The 21,477-nt window shown below is 59.6% G+C and carries 16 protein-coding genes, 1 tRNA gene and 1 pseudogene; 8 read left to right on the forward strand and 10 right to left on the reverse strand.

Translation table 11 applies throughout. The annotated features are described in order from the left end of the window. Positions 1-890, reverse strand: an 890-nt coding sequence (locus AC1DE4_RS30430) for an alpha/beta hydrolase (RefSeq protein WP_477884611.1), incomplete at its 3' end; no start/stop codon positions are given. Between the two features lie 423 nt (positions 891-1,313). On the opposite strand from AC1DE4_RS30430, the gene AC1DE4_RS30435 reads away from it, so the two are divergent. From AC1DE4_RS30435 to AC1DE4_RS30455, 5 genes are all read left to right on the forward strand, one after another. Next, on the forward strand, positions 1,314-2,507 hold the full coding sequence (locus AC1DE4_RS30435; RefSeq protein ID WP_025662783.1) for an MFS transporter: 1,194 nt from the start codon (positions 1,314-1,316) through the stop codon (positions 2,505-2,507). A gap of 313 nt (positions 2,508-2,820) precedes the next feature. Continuing rightward, positions 2,821-3,171, forward strand: a complete 351-nt coding sequence (locus AC1DE4_RS30440; protein WP_018858279.1) for a hypothetical protein — start codon at positions 2,821-2,823, stop codon at positions 3,169-3,171. Between the two features lie 177 nt (positions 3,172-3,348). Then, the gene (locus tag AC1DE4_RS30445; RefSeq protein WP_477884612.1) at positions 3,349-5,058 is read left to right on the forward strand and encodes an ABC transporter ATP-binding protein/permease; all 1,710 of its coding nucleotides are present in this window, start codon (positions 3,349-3,351) and stop codon (positions 5,056-5,058) included. 30 nt (positions 5,059-5,088) lie between these two features. After that, positions 5,089-7,536 (forward strand): phosphoketolase family protein, encoded by a 2,448-nt coding sequence (locus tag AC1DE4_RS30450; protein WP_477884613.1) that lies wholly within the window; start codon positions 5,089-5,091, stop codon positions 7,534-7,536. A gap of 164 nt (positions 7,537-7,700) precedes the next feature. Next, positions 7,701-9,017, forward strand: coding sequence for a glucoamylase family protein (locus AC1DE4_RS30455; protein ID WP_025662786.1), 1,317 nt, complete (start codon positions 7,701-7,703; stop codon positions 9,015-9,017). Positions 9,018-9,064: 47 nt separating this feature from the next. On the opposite strand, the gene AC1DE4_RS30460 is transcribed toward AC1DE4_RS30455, so the two are convergent. The 3 genes from AC1DE4_RS30460 to AC1DE4_RS30470 all read right to left on the reverse strand — a co-directional run bounded on the left by AC1DE4_RS30460 (position 9,065) and on the right by AC1DE4_RS30470 (position 12,731). Beyond that, complete coding sequence (locus AC1DE4_RS30460; protein ID WP_025662787.1) at positions 9,065-9,358, reverse strand: hypothetical protein; 294 nt, start codon at positions 9,356-9,358, stop codon at positions 9,065-9,067. Between the two features lie 387 nt (positions 9,359-9,745). Then, positions 9,746-11,794 (reverse strand): methyl-accepting chemotaxis protein, encoded by a 2,049-nt coding sequence (locus tag AC1DE4_RS30465; protein WP_477884614.1) that lies wholly within the window; start codon positions 11,792-11,794, stop codon positions 9,746-9,748. Positions 11,795-12,293: 499 nt separating this feature from the next. Then, positions 12,294-12,731 (reverse strand): universal stress protein, encoded by a 438-nt coding sequence (locus tag AC1DE4_RS30470; RefSeq protein ID WP_062376223.1) that lies wholly within the window; start codon positions 12,729-12,731, stop codon positions 12,294-12,296. A 310-nt stretch (positions 12,732-13,041) separates the two neighbouring features. On the opposite strand from AC1DE4_RS30470, the pseudogene AC1DE4_RS30475 reads away from it, so the two are divergent. Further along, a pseudogene (locus AC1DE4_RS30475) lies at positions 13,042-14,200 on the forward strand (integrase core domain-containing protein). 44 nt (positions 14,201-14,244) lie between these two features. Here AC1DE4_RS30475 and AC1DE4_RS30480 read toward each other — a convergent pair. The 4 genes from AC1DE4_RS30480 to xylF all read right to left on the reverse strand — a co-directional run bounded on the left by AC1DE4_RS30480 (position 14,245) and on the right by xylF (position 17,853). Next, positions 14,245-14,321 (reverse strand) — tRNA-Arg (locus AC1DE4_RS30480). Between the two features lie 129 nt (positions 14,322-14,450). Then, positions 14,451-15,233, reverse strand: coding sequence for an ATP-binding cassette domain-containing protein (locus AC1DE4_RS30485; protein WP_018116463.1), 783 nt, complete (start codon positions 15,231-15,233; stop codon positions 14,451-14,453). A gap of 15 nt (positions 15,234-15,248) precedes the next feature. Further along, positions 15,249-16,559: a sugar ABC transporter permease gene (locus tag AC1DE4_RS30490; RefSeq protein ID WP_025662836.1), complete on the reverse strand. Its 1,311-nt coding sequence runs from the start codon at positions 16,557-16,559 to the stop codon at positions 15,249-15,251. 253 nt (positions 16,560-16,812) lie between these two features. After that, positions 16,813-17,853, reverse strand: a complete 1,041-nt coding sequence (gene xylF, locus AC1DE4_RS30495) for a D-xylose ABC transporter substrate-binding protein (protein ID WP_477884615.1) — start codon at positions 17,851-17,853, stop codon at positions 16,813-16,815. A gap of 224 nt (positions 17,854-18,077) precedes the next feature. On the opposite strand from xylF, the gene AC1DE4_RS30500 reads away from it, so the two are divergent. Further along, positions 18,078-19,301: an ROK family transcriptional regulator gene (locus tag AC1DE4_RS30500; protein ID WP_477884616.1), complete on the forward strand. Its 1,224-nt coding sequence runs from the start codon at positions 18,078-18,080 to the stop codon at positions 19,299-19,301. A gap of 92 nt (positions 19,302-19,393) precedes the next feature. Here the strand turns inward: AC1DE4_RS30500 and iolG are convergent, their stop codons facing one another. Then, positions 19,394-20,386, reverse strand: a complete 993-nt coding sequence (gene iolG / locus AC1DE4_RS30505; protein ID WP_477884617.1) for an inositol 2-dehydrogenase — start codon at positions 20,384-20,386, stop codon at positions 19,394-19,396. Between the two features lie 154 nt (positions 20,387-20,540). Here iolG and AC1DE4_RS30510 point away from each other — a divergent pair, with 154 nt between their 5' ends. Beyond that, positions 20,541-20,804: a hypothetical protein gene (locus tag AC1DE4_RS30510; protein ID WP_025662839.1), complete on the forward strand. Its 264-nt coding sequence runs from the start codon at positions 20,541-20,543 to the stop codon at positions 20,802-20,804. Here the strand turns inward: AC1DE4_RS30510 and AC1DE4_RS30515 are convergent, their stop codons facing one another. Beyond that, positions 20,805-21,290, reverse strand: a complete 486-nt coding sequence (locus tag AC1DE4_RS30515; RefSeq protein WP_025662840.1) for a hypothetical protein — start codon at positions 21,288-21,290, stop codon at positions 20,805-20,807. Positions 21,291-21,477: the final 187 nt, after the last annotated feature.

Raw genomic sequence — 21,477 nt, forward strand, 5'->3', positions numbered from 1 at the left:
GCGAACTTGCCGTGGTTCAGGCCTTCGCCTTTGACCTTGGTGAGATCGATGGCGGTAATGCCGGCGGCTTCGAGTTTCGAGCGATAGGGCTCAACGGTCGGATCGATCGCGCCCAAACGCGAGACCTTTCCCGTGATGAAACTTGAAACCGCAAGCGCCTTGTCATCCTGAGACACGAAGATCGTGAATTTCGGCGTCGGCGTGCCCATCTCCGCGAACTGCTTGGCAAAGACCTGAATATCGATATCCGGGGACGCGAGAATGACGTTGTGAATCTTGCTGTTCACGTGTCCGTCGCGGATACCCATCTGCCGCAGGGATTCCATCGTCAGCCAGGTGCCCATTGAATGAGCGAGGATTGTGATGTCCTTGACGTCGGGGTCGGCGGCTAGCGTCCGCAGCGCCTGCTCGAGCGCCGTGCGTGAATAGTTGGTGCTCTCCTTGTCGTATTCATAGGCGGTAAGCTGCGCGCGTGACGGCCACGTGAAGAGGATAGGGGTCGCCTGCATCCCGGAGTCGTGGACGATCTGGGCCAGACGGAAGACGGAATCCTCGTACTTGTTGTTGAAGCCGTGGACAAAGACCAGCGCATGCCCGCCCTGGATGTTCTGGTGGAACCAGGCGCGCCCCTCTGGAACGGTGTCGATCTCCTTGACGCTGGTCACCGCAAAATCGGTTGCGGGATTGGGCGGTAGACGCTTCGGCCATTGGACTGTGCCTGAGGCCCGTTTCGGCGGAATGGAGACGTCAACCGCCGTCAGGTAGGGCTTTGGGCTGCGTTCGCCGGTGAAGAGCGTCGCCGGGTCGCCGGAAGGTTCGCGCGTGGTTGCGACCAGCATGCTGACCTTTGAGGTATTCTGCGTTGCCGCCGATAGCGCAACAGGGGCCATGACTCCGCTTGGATGACCGCAGCTGGCAAGAACTGCCGCGACGAGCAAAGGTGCAAGTGTCCGAACAGTACGGGCAGCAATCACGTTCCGGTTCCCTCATTGAAACGCAAGCACCTTACGGTGGCCGGGCTTTGGTGAAGTACTCTCACAGAAACGACGCGAATGTTACGTGCAATTCGCGCTCCATGCCCTAGGGCCACGACGAGTTTTAAGTAAGTGTTACCGAACCGCAACGAGCTTTGCCTGCCGCTTGGTTGCCAGGCAATCCGTCTGCTGCTCTTGGTCGTGCCAGGTTTGGTCGTTTTGTGAATTCGGTTCACAGATGCTTGGACCAAGTGACCGCTTATCACCGAAATCCAGTGCCTCCATATGTTCGCCAGTCAACCAAGCCGGCAGACCGGCAACATCATTTTGAGGCACATCATGCCAACTGCTCTCTTTGCTTTGACGATCGCGGCCTACGCGATCGGAACCACGGAATTCGTCATCGTCGGCTTGTTGCCGACCGTTGCTTCAGATCTCCAGATCAGTCTGCCGTTGGCGGGATTGATTGTCAGCGTCTATGCGCTCGGCGTCACATTCGGCGCGCCGGTGCTAACGGCTTTGACCGGGCGCATCGCAAGGAAACCATTGCTTCTCGGCCTTATGGCGCTCTTCATCGTCGGCAACGGCATGGCGGCAATCAGCCCAAGCTATGCTCCGTTGCTGGTTGCGCGCGTCCTTTCAGCCTTCGCACATGGCGTCTTCTTCTCCGTCGGCTCGACGATCGCAGCTGATCTCGTTCCCGAGAACCGTCGCGCCTCGGCGATCGCGATGATGTTCATGGGCTTGACGGTCGCCATCGTAACAGGCGTCCCGCTTGGCACTCTGATCGGTCAGATCTTCGGCTGGCGCGCAACATTTGCGGCGGTAGCAGGCCTCGGTGCGATTGCCTTCGTTGCGATTGCAGTGTTGCTGCCTTCGAACCTCAAGAAGGCACCGGCCGCCAGCGTCGGCGACCAGATCCGCGTGCTCGGCAGCGGCCGCCTGTTGATCGTTTTCGCCATGACCGCACTTGGCTATGGCGGCACCTTCGTCGCCTTTACGTTCCTGGCGTCGATCCTGCAGGAGATCACCGGCTTTGCTGCCAGCACGGTCAGCATCATCCTCGTGGTCTATGGCATCGCGATCGCCATTGGCAACGTCGCCGGCGGCAAACTTGCCAATCGCAGCCCGGTACGCGCCCTGACCGGCTTGTTCATCGCCCAGGCGATCGTGCTGGTACTCTTCAGTTTCACCGCGCCATCGCCCTGGCTGGTCGTCCCGACGCTGGCGGCACTCGGCTTCCTCTCGTTCGCCAACGTGCCCGGCCTGCAGATTTATGTCGTGCAGTTGGCGAAGCAGGTTCGTCCCGCCGCCGTCGATGTGGCATCGGCCCTGAATATCGCCGCCTTCAACCTCGGTATCGCCGCGGGCGCATGGATCGGCGGCCTTGTGGTGGAATCTTCGCTGGGGCTTGAGGCGACACCCTGGGTTGGCGCAATTCTCGTGGGCGGAGCCTTGGTCCTGACGCTCTGGAGTGGCGCTCTGGACGGTCGTTCGACAGCGGATAGCGATACTGTGACCCAGCCCGCCTAACCCGCGAGGCGAATTCCGACGTCCCGGGAACGGTGGTTGACGTGAGCCCATCGCGTTGGCCACCATTGCTTCTATGGACGGTGGAGTACCTGTGCGCCTAACTAGGTGGGGAAAGGCGGCGCCCCGGGAGGCGCGCTCCTCGGTGTTCCTCCAAGATGCCTCTTTTCCCGGTAAAATTGTGTCCTTGCTGACCACAATTTTCTTGCCTAACAGCGGCATGCTGCGACATACTTACAGCCGCTGATAGCCACTTGAATGCATGCCTAGAGACACCTTGCGAATTCGCGTTCTTCACGCAGTTGGGGTTCGATCAATGGAACATGTGTCGCTTCGCAGTATCACTGCATTTCTCAATATATCCATTGCAATGCTCGTCGCTTGTGGGGCATCGGTTCTGACCAGCGCGTTCGCATACGCACAAGATCCCTTTGACGATTTTCCGATGGTTATCAGCTGTGAATACAAGGGCACCTACCACGCATTCTATTTGTCCAGGGTGACGAAAGACGGCACCGCCACTTTTTCAGCCTCCGACCGGATTGCGGGGACGATTACGCTGGACGGTAAAGCAAAGGCCGTGGGCGGATCCGACGGGGGAAGCTGCTTGGGCAAAACCCTCAAGGAATTGCGCGAGTCAGGGCAGGCGCACGACCTTAAATCCTAGCCCCGCAACGCACTGGCTCTGGAGAATTGGCCGGACCAGGGCCAGCATGCGCGCGGGCGGTGGAGAAGTGCCGGAATGTCGTTCGACGTTGGGCCTGAACCTACGTCGCATGAAATAGCCTTCGAGGAGGCCGTCGGGGAGGCGGGCTTCATTTTCTAGGTGAAGGTTGGGAGGAGCATGGAAGAGCTGCGAACTCCTTTCAGGGTAACGGCTGGTCGCTTTCTGCGCTCGGTGCGCGTTTTCATGTCCTCGGAGGTCGGCGGCACGGCAAAGCTTCTGACGGCATGCCTTGTCGTGCTCTTCCTCGCGATCAACGGGCTCAATGTGCTGAATAACTTCGTGGGCCGGAACTTCATGACGGCGATCGCCGACAGGCAGATCGCTGAGTTTGTCCGGCAGGCCATATTCTATCTTCTCGTGTTTGCCGGCTCCACGATCGCATCGGTTTATGCGCGCTTTACGGAGGAGCGGCTGGCCCTCACATGGAGAGACTTTCTGACGCGTCGCGCCGTCAATCTCTATCTTACTGACGGAGCCTTTTATCGCCTCGGTGTTTCGGGAGGACTCTCGTATCCGGATCAGCGCATTTCCGAAGATATCCGCGCATTTACCGTGACCACACTGTCCTTCCTGCTCATGATCTTCAGCAGCGGGCTAACGATCCTTTCATTTTCAGGGGTACTTTTATCCATCAACCCCGTCTTGTTCGCCGTGGCGGTCCTTTATGCTGCCTGCGGCTCGTTTCTCACGGTCTGGCTGGGCCGCCCGCTCATCAAGCTGAACTATGACCAGCTCGACAAGGAGGCGAGTTTCCGCACGGGGCTCATCCAAGCAAGGGAGAACGCAGAGCGAATTTTGCTGACCGGCAGCGAGCCGCGCATGAAGTCTTTTCTCGCGGTCCGAATTGATGACCTGGTGACCAACTTTCGCAACATAACATCGGTGAACCGCAATGTCGGCTTCTTCACGACGGGCTACAACTGGCTGATCCAGATCATCCCTGCATTGATTGTCGCGCCGGCCTTCTTCCGCGGTGATATCGAATTTGGGGTGATTACGCAGTCCGCGGCAGCATTCGCCATGCTGGTGGGCGCTTTTTCGCTGATCATCAACCAATTCAACTCGATCTCCAGTTTTGCTGCAGTGGTGGCGCGCCTGAGTACTCTTTCGGAGGCGATAGAGAGACCAAAGGGGGGTGCCAAGATTCAGGTCGATGAGACCCGGGACGACCTGTCGTATGAGAAACTCACGATATTGTCGGAGCGGGACGGATCGTCGTTGCTGCAGGAGTTGACCGTCGCCATCCCGCCTCGTGCCCGCGTCCTGGTGACATGCGCTCGAGAGGACCAAGGGAGCACCCTTTTCAGGGCTACCGCAGGTGTTGCTTATCCCGGCACCGGCCAGATTTTTCGCCCCACGGCTGAAGGCATACGCTTCCTGCCGCAGCACCCCTATTTTCCGCCAGGGACACTTCGACAACTGTTCATTCCCCCGGCCGCGAGCCCGGAAATTTCGGACGAACGCATCGCGCTGCTACTTGCCGAATTTGAACTTCAGCGCATTTCTAAGATCGAGGAATTTCAACAAGAAGTGGAATGGCATACCGTTCTGACGCAAAGAGAGCAGTGCTTGCTGATGCTGGCGAGCGCATGCGTTGCGAAGCCGCATGTCATCTTGCTTGAGAGAACCGAGGCTATGGTTGGCTGGGAGACACTTTTCCAGATCATGACACGCTTTGCAAATGACGGCATCGCCTGCGTTCATATCGGAAGCGCCGCCGACATATCATCCTATGACGCCATCCTGGACTTTGACGATAGTGGCGCATGGCAGTGGAATACGCCGCATGACCGCGGGAACGGCAGCGGTGCAAAGCACGCAAATTGAGACGACAAAAAAGTCGATAGGAGGCTGATGATGACGAACGCCGCTCGTGCAACCAACGACCATCAGAAGACGAGTGCTCCCCTTGGGGCCGAAGAACTCCGCTTAATGGACGCCTATTGGCGTGCATCGAACTATCTCTCTGTCGGGCAGATCTATCTGCTCGACAATCCGCTACTGAGAGAGCCGCTCAAGCGGGAGCATATCAAGCCGCGGCTTCTCGGTCACTGGGGAACGTCGCCCGGCCTGAACATGCTCTATGTGCATCTGAACCGCGTGATCAAGCGCGACGACCTCAACATGATCTACGTGATCGGACCGGGCCATGGCGGACCTTCGCTGGTCGCACATGCCTACCTGGAAGGGACATACAGCGAAGTCTACCACAATATCGGCCAGGACGCCGAAGGGATGAAGGCCCTATTCAAGCAGTTCAGCTTTCCCGGCGGCATTCCAAGCCACGTCGCCCCTGAAACGCCTGGAAGCATCCACGAGGGTGGCGAACTGGGTTATGCCTTGAGCCATGCCTATGGTGCGGCCTTCGACAATCCAGACCTGATCGTCGCCTGCGTCGTTGGCGACGGCGAGGCGGAGACCGGCCCGCTTGCCACGAGCTGGCACAGCAACAAGTTTCTTAATCCAGCCCGTGACGGATGCGTACTGCCGATCCTGCATCTCAATGGCTACAAGATCGCCAATCCATGCTTCTTAGCCCGCATTCCCGAGGAGGAGCTGCGGAAGCTTTTCGAGGGGATGGGCTATGCGCCCCTCTTCGTCGAAGGGCACGAGCCCGACAAGGTGCAGCAGCAACTGGCGGCAGCGATGGATACAGCCGTTGCCGAGGTCAAGCGGATCTGGGGGGAGGCGCGCGAGAAGGGCAATCTGAAACGCCCGGCCTGGCCGATGATCGTTTTCCGCACGCCAAAGGGCTGGACTTGCCCGAGTGAAATCGACGGCAAGAAATGCGAGGATTACTGGCGGTCGCACCAGGTCCCGATGGGCGAAATGGACAAGCCGGAACACATCAAGATCCTTCAGCAGTGGATGAAGGAATATAAGCCCGAAGAGCTCTTCGATGACGACGGTAAGCTGCGCGCCGAACTCGCTGCGCTAGCCCCGACTGGCATTCGCCGGATGAGCGACAATCCGCATGCGAATGGTGGCCTGCTCCTGCGTGACCTGAGGCTGCCCGACTTCCGTGACTACGAGGTTTCCGTACCTAGCCCCGGAGCGACGACGACCGAATCTGCCCGGGTGATGGGCAAGTTTCTTCGCGATGTCATGAAACTGAACCTGAACACCAAGAATTTCCGATTGTTCAGTCCCGACGAGAACAACTCGAACCGCTGGCAGGACGTGCTTGAGGTCACCAATCGTTGCTACATGGCCGAAATCTATCCCGAGGACGACCACCTGTCGCCGGATGGCCGGGTGATGGAGGTGTTGAGCGAGCATCAATGCCAAGGCTGGCTTGAAGGGTACCTTCTGACAGGGCGGCATGGCTTCTTCTCATGCTATGAAGCCTTCATTCACATCATCGACTCGATGTTCAATCAGCACGCCAAATGGCTGAAGGTGTGCAACGATATTCCATGGCGCCGTCCGATCGCGTCCCTCAACTATTTCCTGAGCTCGCATGTCTGGCGCCAGGACCACAACGGCTTCAGCCACCAGGATCCGGGGTTCATCGACCATGTGGTAAACAAGAAGGCCGAGGTGATCCGCGTCTATCTGCCGGCGGATGCCAACACGCTGCTTTCCGTTACCGACCATTGCCTGCGGAGCCGCAACTACGTGAACGTCGTCGTTGCCGGCAAGCAGCCGGCGCCGCAATGGCTGACCATGGATCAAGCCGTCAAGCACTGCGCCCAGGGCCTCGGTATCTGGGAATGGGCCAGTAACGACAAGGGCGGCGAGCCTGATGTCGTCATGGCGTGCTGCGGCGACGTGCCAACGCTGGAGACGCTGGCGGCGGTGCAGATGATCCGCGAACATCTACCGGAATTGAAGGTGCGCGTCATCAACGTCGTCAACCTCATGAAGTTGCAGCCGTCGAGCGAGCACCCCCATGGGCTTTCCGACGCCGATTTCGATGCGCTCTTCACCAGGGACAAGCCGATCATCTTTGCGTTCCATGGATATCCCTGGCTGATTCACCGGTTGACCTACCGGCGCACGAACCACGACAATCTGCACGTCCGCGGATACAAGGAGGAGGGGACGACGACGACACCTTTCGATATGGTCGTTTTGAACCAGCTCGATCGCTTCCACCTTGTCGAAGACGTCATCGATCGACTGCCGCAACTCGGTGCCCGCGCCGCCTACTTCAAGCAAGCGATCCGCGAGAAGCTGATCGAGCACCGGCATTACATTGAAAAGCACGGTGATGACATGCCTGAAATCACCGGCTGGAAGTGGGGCGTCCTCGGAGGGGCGGCAAGCAAGCAAAGGACATCGACGGAAGGCGACAACACGTAGCGTTCGGCGCAGCCAGGTGCTCCCGGAGCCGTTGCTCCAGGGGGCACTATCAAAGACGATGCAGAGGACGCAGATTGCTGCTGGCGCCGTTCGGGTGGCGAAGTGCGTATTGGTACGATGCCGTTGGCGGCAAGCGATTGCAAAGCTGTATGGGAGGGGAAGCCATGGTTGCGGTGTCACCCAGGCCAAACTTGGAGTCGGGGCTGACCGACGAGGACTTTGCGCGACTGCAGTTCACCTCGGTGCTCTACTATCTGCATTCTACGAACCCGGACAACGGCCTCGTTCGCGACAAGACGCAACCCGGCGCACCGGCAAGCATCGCTGCCATCGGCATGGCGCTCGCCACCATTCCTGTCGTCGTGGAACGTGGCGTCCTCATTCGCGAGTTTGCCGTCAAGATGGTCCGGCGCAGGCTCGAATTCCTGATGCAATGCCACCAGGGCCCCGAGCCGGACGCCTCGGGCTACAAGGGCTTCTTCTATCATTTTCTCGACATCGAGACGGGAAAGCGGGTGTGGGAATGCGAGCTATCGACGATCGACTCGGCCTTTCTGTTCGCTGGTGCGCTGACAGTCGCCACCTATTTTGACGGGGAGAGCGCCGAAGAAGCGAAGATCAGGACGCTTGCGACGGCGCTATACGAGCGTGCAGACTGGAACTGGGCGCGGGATCAGGGCGCTACCCTGACGCATGGCTGGCGACCCGAGAATGGCTTCATTCCTTACCGTTGGCGTGGTTATGACGAAGGCCTGCTTCTCTACATATTGGGGCTGGGATCGCCGTCGCATCCGCTGCCGCCCGAGAGCTATGAGGCCTACACGGAAAGCTACGAATGGCGGAACATCTACGGCCGCGAGCTGCTCTATTCCGGTCCGCTGTTCACCCACCAGCTATCGCATATGTGGATCGATTTCCGCGGGATCCGCGATGAATTCATGCGCGAGCATGACAGCGACTACTTCCAGAATAGCCGGCAAGCGACCTTTGTCCATCAGGAATATGCAATCCGAAATCCGATGCAGTTCGAGGGTTATGGTGAGCATTGCTGGGGATTTACCGCGTGTGACGGCCCGGGCTGGGTGAAGGCGGATGTCGGCGGGGTTCGTCGCGAGTTCTTCGATTATGTTGCCCGTGGCGCGCCGTTCGGGCCCGATGACGGAACCGTAGCGCCCTGGGTTGTCGTGGCATCCCTGCCTTTTGCGCCCGAGATTGTCCTTCCGACCGTCCGGAAGTTCGCGGGCATGAAGCTGGGGATGACTAGGCTTTACGGCTTCAAGCCATCATTCAATCAGACCTTCAAGGATCCGGACAGTCCGACTGGCTGGTGGATCAGCCCGTACCACTTCGGGATTGACCAGGGGCCGGTGGCGCTGATGATTGAGAATTACCGCACCGGCCTTTTGTGGACGCTGATGCGTGATTGCGAGCCTATTGTCAGGGGGTTGCGGCGAGCGGGGTTCACCGGCGGCTGGCTGTAGGCGGGGCCGCCCGCGGCGATCCACCCAACGATGCCCTGCCAAGTTGATCAGTGGGAGCCGCGAAGCTGGTCGTCCTTAAGCCAATTTCGATTGAAGACACTCTTCGTCCCGTCCGTCGCCTGCGACGTATGAACGATATCGTCCCGCAACCACCAGTCAATCGAGGTGGCGGGCGCCGATAGCGCGCCTTGTTCGAGGTCGGCTCTGACGAGGATTGATATCGATGGATCCCGCACCGTTTTGACGACCGCTGTTTCGGCCGCCGACAACGCGAACAGCGGTGCAACAACGCCCGTCACCAGAACGGACGCATAGACTGGGAACGTTTGCGAGTACGACATGACATGCACCCCGCGTGAACTGCAGCAATACTACAATGTCGCAAGTCAAACCTACAGTCGACCCTCTATTTCCGGTGTTTTCTCGAATAGGATGCTCGGGCAAGCATAGAACAGCAATTGTTCTGCGGTCTGTCGCCTGCCGGCTCGTTCTACCGAGAATTCGCTGGGCATCGGGCGGCTTCAGTTTCAACGGTGCGCTCAAACGCGGCGAGCCGAGAGCGAGGTGATGTAACCGACGATCGAGGACTTGCCTGCCCGGTGTGGAACATGCCGCATCATGCAGCTTGCGCTGATTTATGATGCGGCATGTCGGATCAATCCCGTTAGGGTGAATGCGGTCTCATCACCAATCCCGATCAGAGATATTGCCAGCGCGGTACGCCGATGTCAGAACTCCTCCCAATTGTCATGGGCGAGAGCGGCGTTGCCGTGGAAGGCGGCCGCGACTTTCCCCACCAGTTTGCGGGCCGGCGAGGCGGCAGGCCCGCTATTCCGGGTGGCGCGTGGAGCGGAATACGCGCTCGCAGCCGGGCCGCCTGTTCCGAGGTTGAAGCGGGCGATCAGTCGCGAGAGGTTCGAAGCCTCGTCCGCCAGCCGGTTGGTCGCCGCTGTCGACTCCTCTACCATGGCAGCATTCTGCTGGGTGACCTGATCCATCTCATTCACCGCCATGCTCACTTCCGACAGTCCCGTTGACTGTTCCTTCGCGGCCGTCGCGATCGAATGAACATGTTCGTTGATTTTGATCACATGCCCCTGGATCAGCCCGAGCGCCTCACCGGTTGCCGTCACCAGCGTGACGCCTGCGTCAACTTCCGCGCTGGAGCGGCCGATGAGCGTCTTGATGTCCTTTGCGGCATTGGCGGAACGCTGCGCCAGTTCGCGCACTTCCTGGGCGACGACGGCGAAGCCTTTGCCGGCCTCGCCGGCGCGGGCCGCTTCCACTCCGGCATTGAGCGCCAGCAGGTTCGTCTGGAAGGCGATCTCGTCGATGACGTTGATGATCTGACCGATTTCGCCCGAGGCCTGCTCAATGCGTCTCATGGCTGATACGGCGTCCTTGACAACCGCGCTCGACCGCTCGGTGCTGCGGCGCGCCTCGTCGACCATATGGCTCGCCTCTGTTGCCCGTTCGGTGGAATTTTTCACCGCGACGGTGATCTCTTCCAAAGCGGAGGAGGTTTCCTCCAGCGAAGCCGCCTGCTGTTCGGTGCGCTTGGAGAGGTCGTCCGAGGCGCTGCGTATTTCGCTCGAGCCGCTGTTGATCGTGTCGACGGCGGCGCGCACCTCGCCGAGCACCGAGCGCAGGTTGGCCATGGTCGCGTTGACATTGTCCCTGAGTTCGCCGAAGGCGCCCTGGAAGTCGCCGCGCATCGTTTCGGTCAAATCACCCTCGGCAAGGGCAGCCACGACACGCCGGGTCTCTGCGACGCTGCGATCGACGGAGGCCACCAGTTCGTTGACTTGCGTGGCAAAGCGGTTGAGGTCGGCATCGCCGTAGTCCTTGGCGATACGCCGCGTGAAATCACCGCCAACGGCGGCCAAGACCACCACGCCGATGCTCGACTGCAGATCAGCACTCTTGGCATGAAGGGCAGCTTCGTGTGCATTCAACTCGCGAACCCGGAGGCCGTTCTGCTTGAACACTGCGACGGCGCGCGCCATGTCGCCGATCTCGTCGCTGCGCCCAGTGAAAGGGATCTCGGCGCCGAGATTGCCGCTCGCCAGGACACTCATGTTTTCGGTGATACGACCGATCGGCTTTGCCACCGCTTTCGCGCCGAAGAGAGCGGCGCCGAGAAGAGTAATCATCACGAGAAATCCACCGGCGAGCGATGTGGTTTCCATCGAATTGAGGGCCACGTTCGAAGCTGCGGCGGCTGTTGTCGCACGGCCCTTTGCGATCGTGCCGGCCTCATCGAGGAGGGACATCGTCTTCTGGATGAGATCGATCTGGTGTGTAACGAATTCCCGTTCCTTGGCGGCGAGGCTTGCGTCGACGCCCGCCGCGCTCAGTTTCGTGCGGAGGAACTCTGCGAGCTGGCCGCTCGTGTTGTAATATTCGTCAACCAGCGCCTTGATGTTTTTCACCCGCTCCTGGTTGACCTGGATTGTCAGGATCGACAGGGCCGAATCCAGGGCTCTGATGGCTGCGTCGTGATTGTCCCGCACGGCGGACTTGGCCTGCAGCACCTCGTCCATGGCGTCCGCCAGGCGCATGTTCAGGCTCTCGATCTGCATGCCGCGAATGGCGGCCTTGGCCTCGACATAGTCGCGTGATGCGCCGACCTGTTGCCGTTCGAGTATGGCGCTCTGGCCGACCGAGCGATCCTCTAACCAAAGGCCAGCCAGCATGACGAGCATCATCGCAATGCCGGCAGCGGACATGAGGGCGAGTTTCGTGCTGATACGTGAAAAGAAGGCGGGTAAATTCATGTCGGTTATTCGCCTAGGGAAACCGGCGCGATCGTCATGAATTCCGGCTTCTGTATAAGAGTGGCCGGACGCTCGTCATTTCGCCGACAACGTTGCAAGACCACGAGGCCGAAACGTCGCAAAACACTACTTTCCAAAATGCGCGCGACGCAGTGGTTCCGATCGGGAGATCTGACCTTGATCTTTCAAGATTTGAATAATCTCCATAGTTCGCATAGCATTCCTGGGTTAATAAAATGTAAATTTCGAGAAAAAGTTATAATTGATTTTCGTCAATTTGCAGAATAGCTAAATAGCGCATAGCATAAAAAAATTCAAATCGTGTTTGTTGCTAGGTAATATCAACAGATGTAATAGCGTTTGCCCTTAGTCACTCTGTTTTTATTTGAAGTATCGCTCTTGCTCAGTTTGGCCATTAGGGATCGCTCCACTGGGCAACGTCGACGTATCCCTTGTTGCTTTTGCCAGACGCCTTAAGAGTCCACGAATGCCGATGCCGTTATCTGACGACAAGAACAGGAACGGTCGAATTGGCGAGGACCTGCTGGGTTTGGCTGCCAAGTATCATTCTTCCGATGCCCGTGCGCCCATGTGAGGAAATAACGATCAGGTCGCAGTTTTTTGCCTGAGCAGTCTCGAGAATGGCCGTAGCAGGAGAGCTATTTATCTCGTGGACAAAATCGACCGTCACCTGCGCTTTCGCCGACTTGTCGCGGACAATTCTTTCGATCTCGATCAGGTCTTCTTTCACCGCGTGATTATAGCTGTCCAAGGCCTGTGCCTGAACTACTCCCTGAAGTGCAAAGCCAGCCAGCGGCACCGTGAGGTTGATGACTGTCGCTGGAATGCCGAGCGCCTTTGCAAGTGCAAGACCGTGATCGACGCCCTTGGAAGCAAGCTCCGAGCCGTCGGTTGGAATGAGTATACGATTGTACATGGGACATCCGTTCCAGATCGTGGTGCAATAAATTCATCCAAACCTAGCGGACTGTCCATGTCGAACATTGATCCGCGTCAAGGTGGCGAACATGTTTCCCGATATTGACGAATGCGACGGAGGGCGCGCGACTTTAGACTCTGGCGTGCGAACACGAGAGGGCATCGCGGAACGTGGCAAAGCGCAGCTGCTAATGCCAAGGTAGGCGATGCCCGACCTGAGAGATAGGTGACAGACCGTACCGGAGACATGGGTTACATTTTTCGATTTTGGTCGGGAGGTGTGGATGCCGTAGAGAGAGACTTCGGTCATGGATGAGCGTCTTGGATTTGTCGCCCGTTTACTGGAGGGCGAAGGGATGAGCGAGGTGTGTCGGTCGTTCGGGATCTCGCGCAAGACCGGCTACAAGATCTTCAATCGCTGCAAGGAGGACGGGCTGGAGGCCTGACGGACCGGTCCTGGCGGCCGGTGCGCTATGCCAACCAGTTGCCCGAACCGGTCGAGGCGATGATCGTTCGTTGCAAACAGGAGAAGCCGCACTGGGGGGCGCGCAAGATCCGCGAGCTTCTGGTGCGCCGTCTGGCCGGCGACGTGCGCATCCCCGCGAGAAGCACGGTGCATGCGGTGCTCGACCGGTACGGCCTTGTGAGCCGGGCCCGTAAGAGGAACCGGGCGAACAAGGCCATGGGCACGGCGCTGTCGGCGGCCCCAACGATCTGTGGTGCGCCGACGTCAAGGGCGAGTTCAAGCTGGGCGACGGCCGATATTGTTACCCCCTGACGATCACCGACCAGGCATCGCGCTGTCTCCTGTGCTGCGAGGCCTTCGAGACGACCCGTGAACGCGGCGTCTTCGATGCCTTCGCGCGGGTGTTTGCCGAACGCGGATTGCCGCTTGCCATCCGCTCCGACAACGGCCTGCCCTTCGCCAGCCCGAACGGGCTCTACAATCTCTCGAAGCTGTCGGTCTGGTGGCTGAGGCTCGGCATCGTCTTCGAGCGCATCCGCCCCGGCCATCCGCAGGAGAACGGCCGCCATGAGCGCATGCATCTGACGCTGAAGAAGGAAGCCACCCGCCCGCCGGGACGCAATATCCTGCAGCAGCAGATGCGCTTCGACGCATTCATCAGCGAATTCAACACGGAAAGACCGCACGAGGCCCTGTCGATGAAGGTGCCGGCCGAAGTCTACCAGACCTCGGCCGGCACCTATGAAGGGCTGCCCGAGATCAGCTACCCCTTCCACGACCGCGATGCCATCGTCACCAATTGCGGCCGTCTGCGCATCCATCGCAAGAAGATCAACATCTCAACCGTCATGGCCGGCCAGAAGCTTGGCCTCAAGGAAGTCGACGACGGCATTTGGCTCGTCAGCTTCCCGCGCTATGATCTCGGATATATCGACCTCGAACAGAGGACATTGCAAACAATCGACAACCCGTTCGGCACGAGGTTGTCACCGATGTCTTAGGTACCGATTGTAACCTATGTGTCCAGAACGGACCCGAGAGTTAATGGCGCACCCGACAGGATTCGAACCTGTGACCTTTGGAATCGGAATCCAACACTCTATCCAGCTGAGCTACGGGTGCATGCCGAGGCGCTTGAATCGCCTTGTCCGATGCGAGGTTCTTAGCCTAGCTTCTCGCTGGCTTCAATCTACAAAATGAAAAGTCCGCCGTTCTTGCGGCCGGCGGACTTTTATGTCTCACGTCTGCGGGTCAGACCTGCATGGCGCCGGGGCCGGGGATGGCCTTTGGCGGCACCTTGCCGAGGATGATCATGCCGAGCACTTCGTCCTTGGTGACATCTTCGGTGCGGGCATGGCCGACGACCTGGCCGTTCTTCATCACCGAGACACGATCGGCGAGGTCGAAGACGTCGTGGATGTCGTGGCTGATCAGGAAGATGCCGATGCCTTCCTTCTTCAGCTGCTTGATCAGCTCGCCGACCTGCGCCGTTTCCTGGGGCCCGAGAGCCGCCGTTGGCTCGTCCATGATCAGGATGCGGGCATCGAAGAGGATCGCGCGGGCGATCGCCACAGACTGCCGCTGGCCGCCGGAAAGTGCTTTCACCGGCTCCTTGAAGCGGCGGAAGTTGGGGTTGAGGCGGCCCATCACCTCACGCGCGGAGGCTTCCATGGCGACGTCATCGAGCGTGCCCCACTTCGTGCGGATCTCGCGGCCGAGATAGAGGTTGGCGGCGGCATCGACGTTATCGGCGACGGCGAGCGTCTGGTAGATCGTCTCGATGCCGTACTTCTTCGCATCGCGCGGATTGCGGATGTCTGCCGGCTCGCCATTGATCAGGATCTCGCCGCTGTCGCGCTTGTAGGCGCCGGAGAGGATCTTGATGAGCGTCGACTTGCCGGCGCCGTTGTGGCCGAGAAGGGCGACGACTTCGCCGGGGTAGAGATCGACCGAAGCATTGTCCACAGCGTGGATGCCGCCGAAGGAGATCGAAATGTTTTTCATTTCCACAAGGGGAGTGCGTTGATCAGTCATATCTAGGACTCCTCTTTACTTCGACCGCGAGCGATAGACGGTGTCGAGCCAGACGGCAACGACAAGCACGGCGCCCACGACAACATTTTGTATGGGCGTGTCGACGTTGGCGAGGCCCATCCCCGATTGCAGCGACTGCATGACCAGCGCGCCGAGCATTGCGCCGGCGATCGTACCGGTGCCGCCGGCGAGCGAGGTGCCGCCGATGACGGCTGCGGCGATCGTGTAGAGCTCGTAGGTCGTGCCTTGCGAGTTGGCGGCGGCGTTGAGGCGGGCGGTCGAGATCGCCGCGGCAACAGCCGCGAGAAAGCCCATAAGCGCGAAGATCCGGACGGCGACCCAGCGGGTCTTGATGCCGGCGAGCTCGGCTGCTTCAGGGTTGCCACCGATCGCGAAGACGTAGCGGCCGAAGCGCAAGCGGGTGGCGATGAAGGTCATGACGATGCCGACGAGAATGGCGATCAGCACCGGCACGGCGATGCCGTAGGAGATGAAGAGCCCCGTTTCCGGCCAGGCGATGTTGTTGGCTTCGGCGTACTTCTTGGCGATCGCCACCGGCCAGTAATAGATGGTGGACACCCAGATGGCGCCAAGGACTAGGGTGCAGCCGAGAACTGCCAAGAAATACTCTGCCCAGAGTGGACGGCGTGGGAAGTTGAAACGCTTGCGCTGGTGGCGCGAGCCGATGATGCCGACGACGATCAGCACACAGGCGACAAGCCCGATGATCCAGCTCCAAGTGGCTCCGACAGCCCCTTCAGCGCCCCCGCCCATAATGCGGAACGTCGTGTCGAGAGGTGCGACCGTCTGGCCCGATGTCACGTACCAGGCAAGACCGCGCCAGGCGAGGAAGCCGCCGAGCGTGACGATGAAGGAGGGGACACCCAGGAAGGCGATGATGACGCCCTGGAAAAGACCGATCAGCGTTCCGGCAACCAGACCGCAGACCAGCGTGATCAGCCATGTCCAGGAGTTGTCGAAGCCGAGGTACTGCGGCAGGAATTTCGCCTGGACGACGCCCATGATCATGGCGACAAGGCCAAGCATGGAGCCGATCGACAGGTCGATGTTGCGGGTGACGATGACAAGCACCATGCCGGTCGCGAGAACTGCGATTTCGGTCGTCTGGACCGAGAGGTTCCAGAGGTTGCGCGGCGTCAGGAAGAGCCCGCCGGTGTAGAGATGAAAGCCGATCCAGATGACGAGCAGCGCGGCGACCATGCCGAGCAGGCGCGTGTCGATCTCGGTTGCGCGCAGGAAGCGCGTAAAAGCGTTGCCCTCCGCCGAGCGCGGATGGCTCGATGAGGATTGCGTGATGTTTGCCATGGGTTTGCCGTTTCCCCCATTGTTTGGGGCCGTGGCGCGGGTGCCCGAAAAGCCCGAACCGAGGTTGCCCTGTTCTTGAATTGACCACCGAGAGACTTCCGAAATGGCCGCTCAAGGCGCGGCACTATTCTGGCAGGGAATCAAAGCGTTCGGTGCGTTACGAGGCGGGAGTGTCCGTGGAGGAGGCACCATCCGCATCCGGCGCCGCAACGAGACCGCTGCGGCGCCGGCGTGTTGATTGACCTGGCGAAGATTAATCGCAGGCCTTGACGCTGCCGGCCTTTACGCCCTGGCAAGCTTCAGCCTTGGAAATCCAGCCGGCGTCGATGACGACGTTTAGGTTGTCCTTGGTGATGGCCTCCGGCTTCAGGAAGATCGACTGCATCTTCACCTTCTTCGGGCCGCCCTCGAAAGTGGTGACACCGTCGATCTTGTCCATCGACTTGCCACCAGCGAGGTCGAGCGCGATTTCAGCAGCGCGCTTGCCGAGTTCGCGCGAGTCCTTCCAGACGGAAACCGTCTGAGTACCAAGCGCGATGCGGTTCAGAGCAGCCTTGTCGGCGTCCTGCCCGGAAACCGGAACGGTGCCTGCCATGCCCTGTGCGTCGAGCGCGGCAACAGCGCCACCGGCGGTGCCGTCGTTTGAAGCAACAACGGCGTCAACCTTGTTGTTGTTGGCGGTCAGGAACTGCTCCATGTTGCGCTGGGCGTTCTGCGGCAGCCAGCCGTCGGTGTAGGCTTCGCCGACGTTCTTGATCTTGCCGGCATCGACAGCAGCCTTCAACACTTCCATCTGGCCCGAGAACAGGAAGTCCGCGTTCGGGTCGGACGAAGAACCCTTGATGAAGACGTAATTGCCTTCCGGCTTGGCCTTGAACACGCCTTCGGCCTGCAGGCGACCGACTTCCTTGTTGTCGAAGGTGATGTAGAAAGCAGCCGGATTTTCAATCAGGCGGTCGTAGCCGACAACCGGAATGCCTTCAGCAGCAGCCTTTTCGATGGCAGGGCCGATAGCATCGCTATCCTGGGCGAGAACGATGAGTGCATTCGCGCCCTGCGAAATCAGCGATTCAACATCGGTCAGCTGCTTAGCGGCAGACGACTGCGCATCAGCGGAAATGTACTTTGCGCCCTTGGCTTCGAGGGCCTTCTTGATGGCGGCTTCGTCGGTCTTCCAACGCTCTTCCTGGAAGTTCGACCAGGAAACGCCGACGACGAGATCAGCTGCCATTGCGGCGGTGTGCACCGACACGAGGATGGCCGCCCCGGCCATCAGCTTCAAAACAGACTTCATAAATATCCTCCCGAGTGAATAGCGGCCAGCCCCAGCCAGTGGTTCCTCCGGCCGCCGCGGTTCGCTGGCGAGAAATTTGAATTATTTTCTCGACAGTCGAGAAATTAAGTGTCAGAGATTTTTTCAACTGTCAACACCGCACTACCGGCTTCGTTGCGTCGCGAAAAATTGCTGGAGATGGGGTGTGAGCGAGGGCGGAATGCGAGGGGGAGAGGCCGGCATATATGCTGACCAAGTCGAGCACGGAGTTGGTCCGGCAGAGAAACAGCGTCCTTGTGTTAGCTGCGCTTCGACGACATGGGGCGCTGGCGCATACAGAGATTGCCGACTTTACGAAGCTTTCCTCCGCGACGATTTCAGCAATCACGGCTGACCTCGAAAAAGCGCAAATCATTGAAAAATCCGAGCAGCAGCCAAGTAGCGGAAGAGGGCGTCCGCGCGTGCTGTTTCGACAGCGGCGCGACTGCGGCTACCTTGTCGTCGTGATCATTTCATCGGACGGCGTGCAATATTCGCTGGTCGACTACGCAGGCAAACTCATCGACCGGTTCAGCGAGGAAAGGTCGCATGATCCCGCCGGTGCCGAGCGGTTTATTGCCTCTATTAAACAGGGGCTTGCGCGCATTCTTTCACGCTCGAAGCTGCCCCAGGCAAAGGTGCTGCTGATATCGATCAGCAGCAAAGGTCTGGTGCATCCGACCGACCCTGTACTGGTGTGGTCGCCGATTTTCGGCAGCAATCAGATCGACTTCGAATCGGCCTTGCGGCCGGATTGGCAGGCCAGGATTTTTCTGGGGAACGAGACCCAGCTCGTCGCAGCCGCACTCGGCGCACATGAAGCGAATGCGAGGCCGGTTGATTTTCGGTCGCTCGCCGCCTTGTCGCTCGGACATAGTGTCGGGCTCGGCATCGTCCGGAGCACGGGGCCGGGCGAGCGTGAAGTGTCGGCCCCAAATTTTGGACATATGTTGCATATGGCAAACGGCGGCCTTTGTCGCTGCGGCAGCAGGGGATGCATCGAGGCTTATGCTGGCTTCTACGCCATTTTGCGCATGGCCTTCGAAGTGCCGCTCGACACGATCCCAGCCAAGTTCGTGCCGGTCGCCGGGCTCGACAAGATCGCCGCCCAAGCGCGACAGGGGCACCGCATGTCTGCCTTGGCATTCAGGCAGGCCGGTATTGCACTCGGAAATGGGCTTTCGCGTCTGCTAAGTCTGACAGAACGCATGCCGATCGCCATCACCGGGCCGGGAACGCGTTACTATGATCTGTTGCGACCGGGGATCGAGGAAGGGCTTGGCCAGACGCATGTCGTGCGGATGGAGGGAATGCCGGAGATCCGAGTCGTTCCCGACGAATCGATCCTCGTGTTCGAGGGTCATCTCGACCGGGCATTGTCGGTGATCGATCAGGAGCTGGTCTTGTCCGGTATCCAGGGATCGGATTAGCGGTGCGCCTAGCGGATCGTGCAGATGGAACGAGAAATGGCCGGGCAGGGACCCGGCCATTTCACAGGTGGCTTTCGGTCGGGAGAGGGCCGTCAGCCAATCTTGATGAGCTTGCCTTCCTTGACGGACTGCACGGCGGCATCGGCAAGCGCGAGGGCAGCCAGGCCATCGGCGCCCGACGGCGAGATGGTCGCGCCCTTTTCGATTGCGGCGATGAAGCTCGCGATCTCGTTGGCGTAAGCTTCGGTATAGCGAGTCATAAAAAAGTCATGCAGCGGCGGACGGGTATAGCCGTCGCCGTTGGCGACCTCGATCGAGACCGGACGCTGGTTCTCGGCAGCGACCATGCCCTTCGAGCCATGCACTTCGATGCGCTGATCGTAGCCGTAGGTGGCACGGCGGGAATTGGAGATGATTGCCTGCTTGCCGGATATGGTCCGCAGGATCACGGAAACGCTGTCGTAGTCGCCGGCTTCGCCGATCGCCTTGTCGACGAGGACGGCGGCGGTCGCGCTGACGGCAACCGGCTCTTCGCCGAGCAGGAAGCGGGCCATGTCGAAGTCATGGATCGTCATGTCGCGGAAGATGCCGCCCGAACGCTTGATGTAATCGACTGGCGGGGCGCCAGGATCGCGCGAGGTGATCGTTACCATTTCGACATCGCCGATTCGGCCATCATCGATCGTCTTGCGAACAGCCATGAAGTGCGGGTCGAAGCGTCGGTTGAAGCCGACCATCAGCTTCGCCTTGGTCTCGTCGACGACCTTGATGCAGGCCTTGACGCGGGCAACGTCGAGATCGATTGGCTTTTCGCAGAAGATGGCCTTTCCAGCGCGCGCGAATCGCTCGATCAGTTCGGCGTGGGTGTCGGTCGGGGTGCAGATGACGACGGCGTCGATATCCTTGGCGGCTTCGATCGCGTCGATCGTGCGGACCTCGCAGCCGTAAGCCGATGCGATCGCTTCGGCGGCCTGCGGAAAGGCGTCGGCGACGGCAACGAGCTTGGCATTGGCATCGCCGCTGACGGCCTTCGCATGAACCTTGCCGATACGGCCGGCGCCGAGAAGACCAAATCTGACTGTCATGAGAACCTCCCTTGAATTCGGAACAAATGAACCGAACTGTGATGCTTGTGGAATTTTCATTCCATTTAATGGCTGCCGCGTCAAGCCCGGCGCTCTTTCACATTTACGGAATCCATCCTAAAGACATGTCATCGAAATACCGCGCGGGATAAATATGCAACTCATCGATCCGAACCATCCGGCCTATCGCCCGCTGTGGGCTCGCATCCTGATTGTGGCCGTTTGCTTTGGCTGGGCGCTGGTCGAAATGATCACCGGCGATCCATTCTGGGCGGTCCTGTCGGGCGGCGCAGGCGTCTATGCGGCCTATATGCTGTTCTGGAACTACAAGCCGCAGTCGCCGGAGGCGGACACGGCGCCATCTTCCGATGACGCGGAAGAGGCAGAAGATACAGAAGCCAAGAAGGACGCTGACTAGTCAGCGGGCAAGGCGGCGCAGCGCCTGGTCGATCAGCAGGTTCGCTATCGTCATCCGCTTGGTGGCGTTCTCGCGGAACAGCGGGTTGACGCGATCGGGATGGTTCTGCTTGGCAAAGGCGCGGCGCTTTTCGCTGAGGCTCTGGGCTGTATCACGCGCAGAAATGTCCAGTTCGGCCGCGATATCTTCAGGCGCGATGCGCTCGAGGTGATCGGGCATCACCGGCTCGGGCTCTGGTTCAGGAGGCGGCAAGGGCTCAGGCGACCGCTCGGCCACGGTCTCCGATGCGGCGAATTCCATTGTCTCGAAATATGCCTGGTTGGGTCGCGCTGACGACGCCGAGACGCCTTCCATGACGTCGAACGCGAGGCCGGTATTGAGACCGCTTACGCGGGCGGCGGCGGGTGCATCCTGTTCGACGGTTTCGTCGTCCTCCGCCTTCAGGCGGTCGAGCACGGACTGGAACACGGATTGGCCGAACAGCATGATTGCCTCCAATGAAAGAACACAAGGGGCAAAACGCCTTGAACTGGCGGCTTTTCCTTGGGTTCAGTTTCGTTTTGATCGGCATCGACGCCGATCGGCTCAATCTTTCCTTCCGCTGGACAGAGTGTTGCCGTCCTGCGGTTCTCGAACCAATCTCCAATGCGTGACCTGATGCGTTGGCTTCGGT

The sequence above is a fragment of the Rhizobium sp. 10N414 genome, from assembly GCF_056394785.1.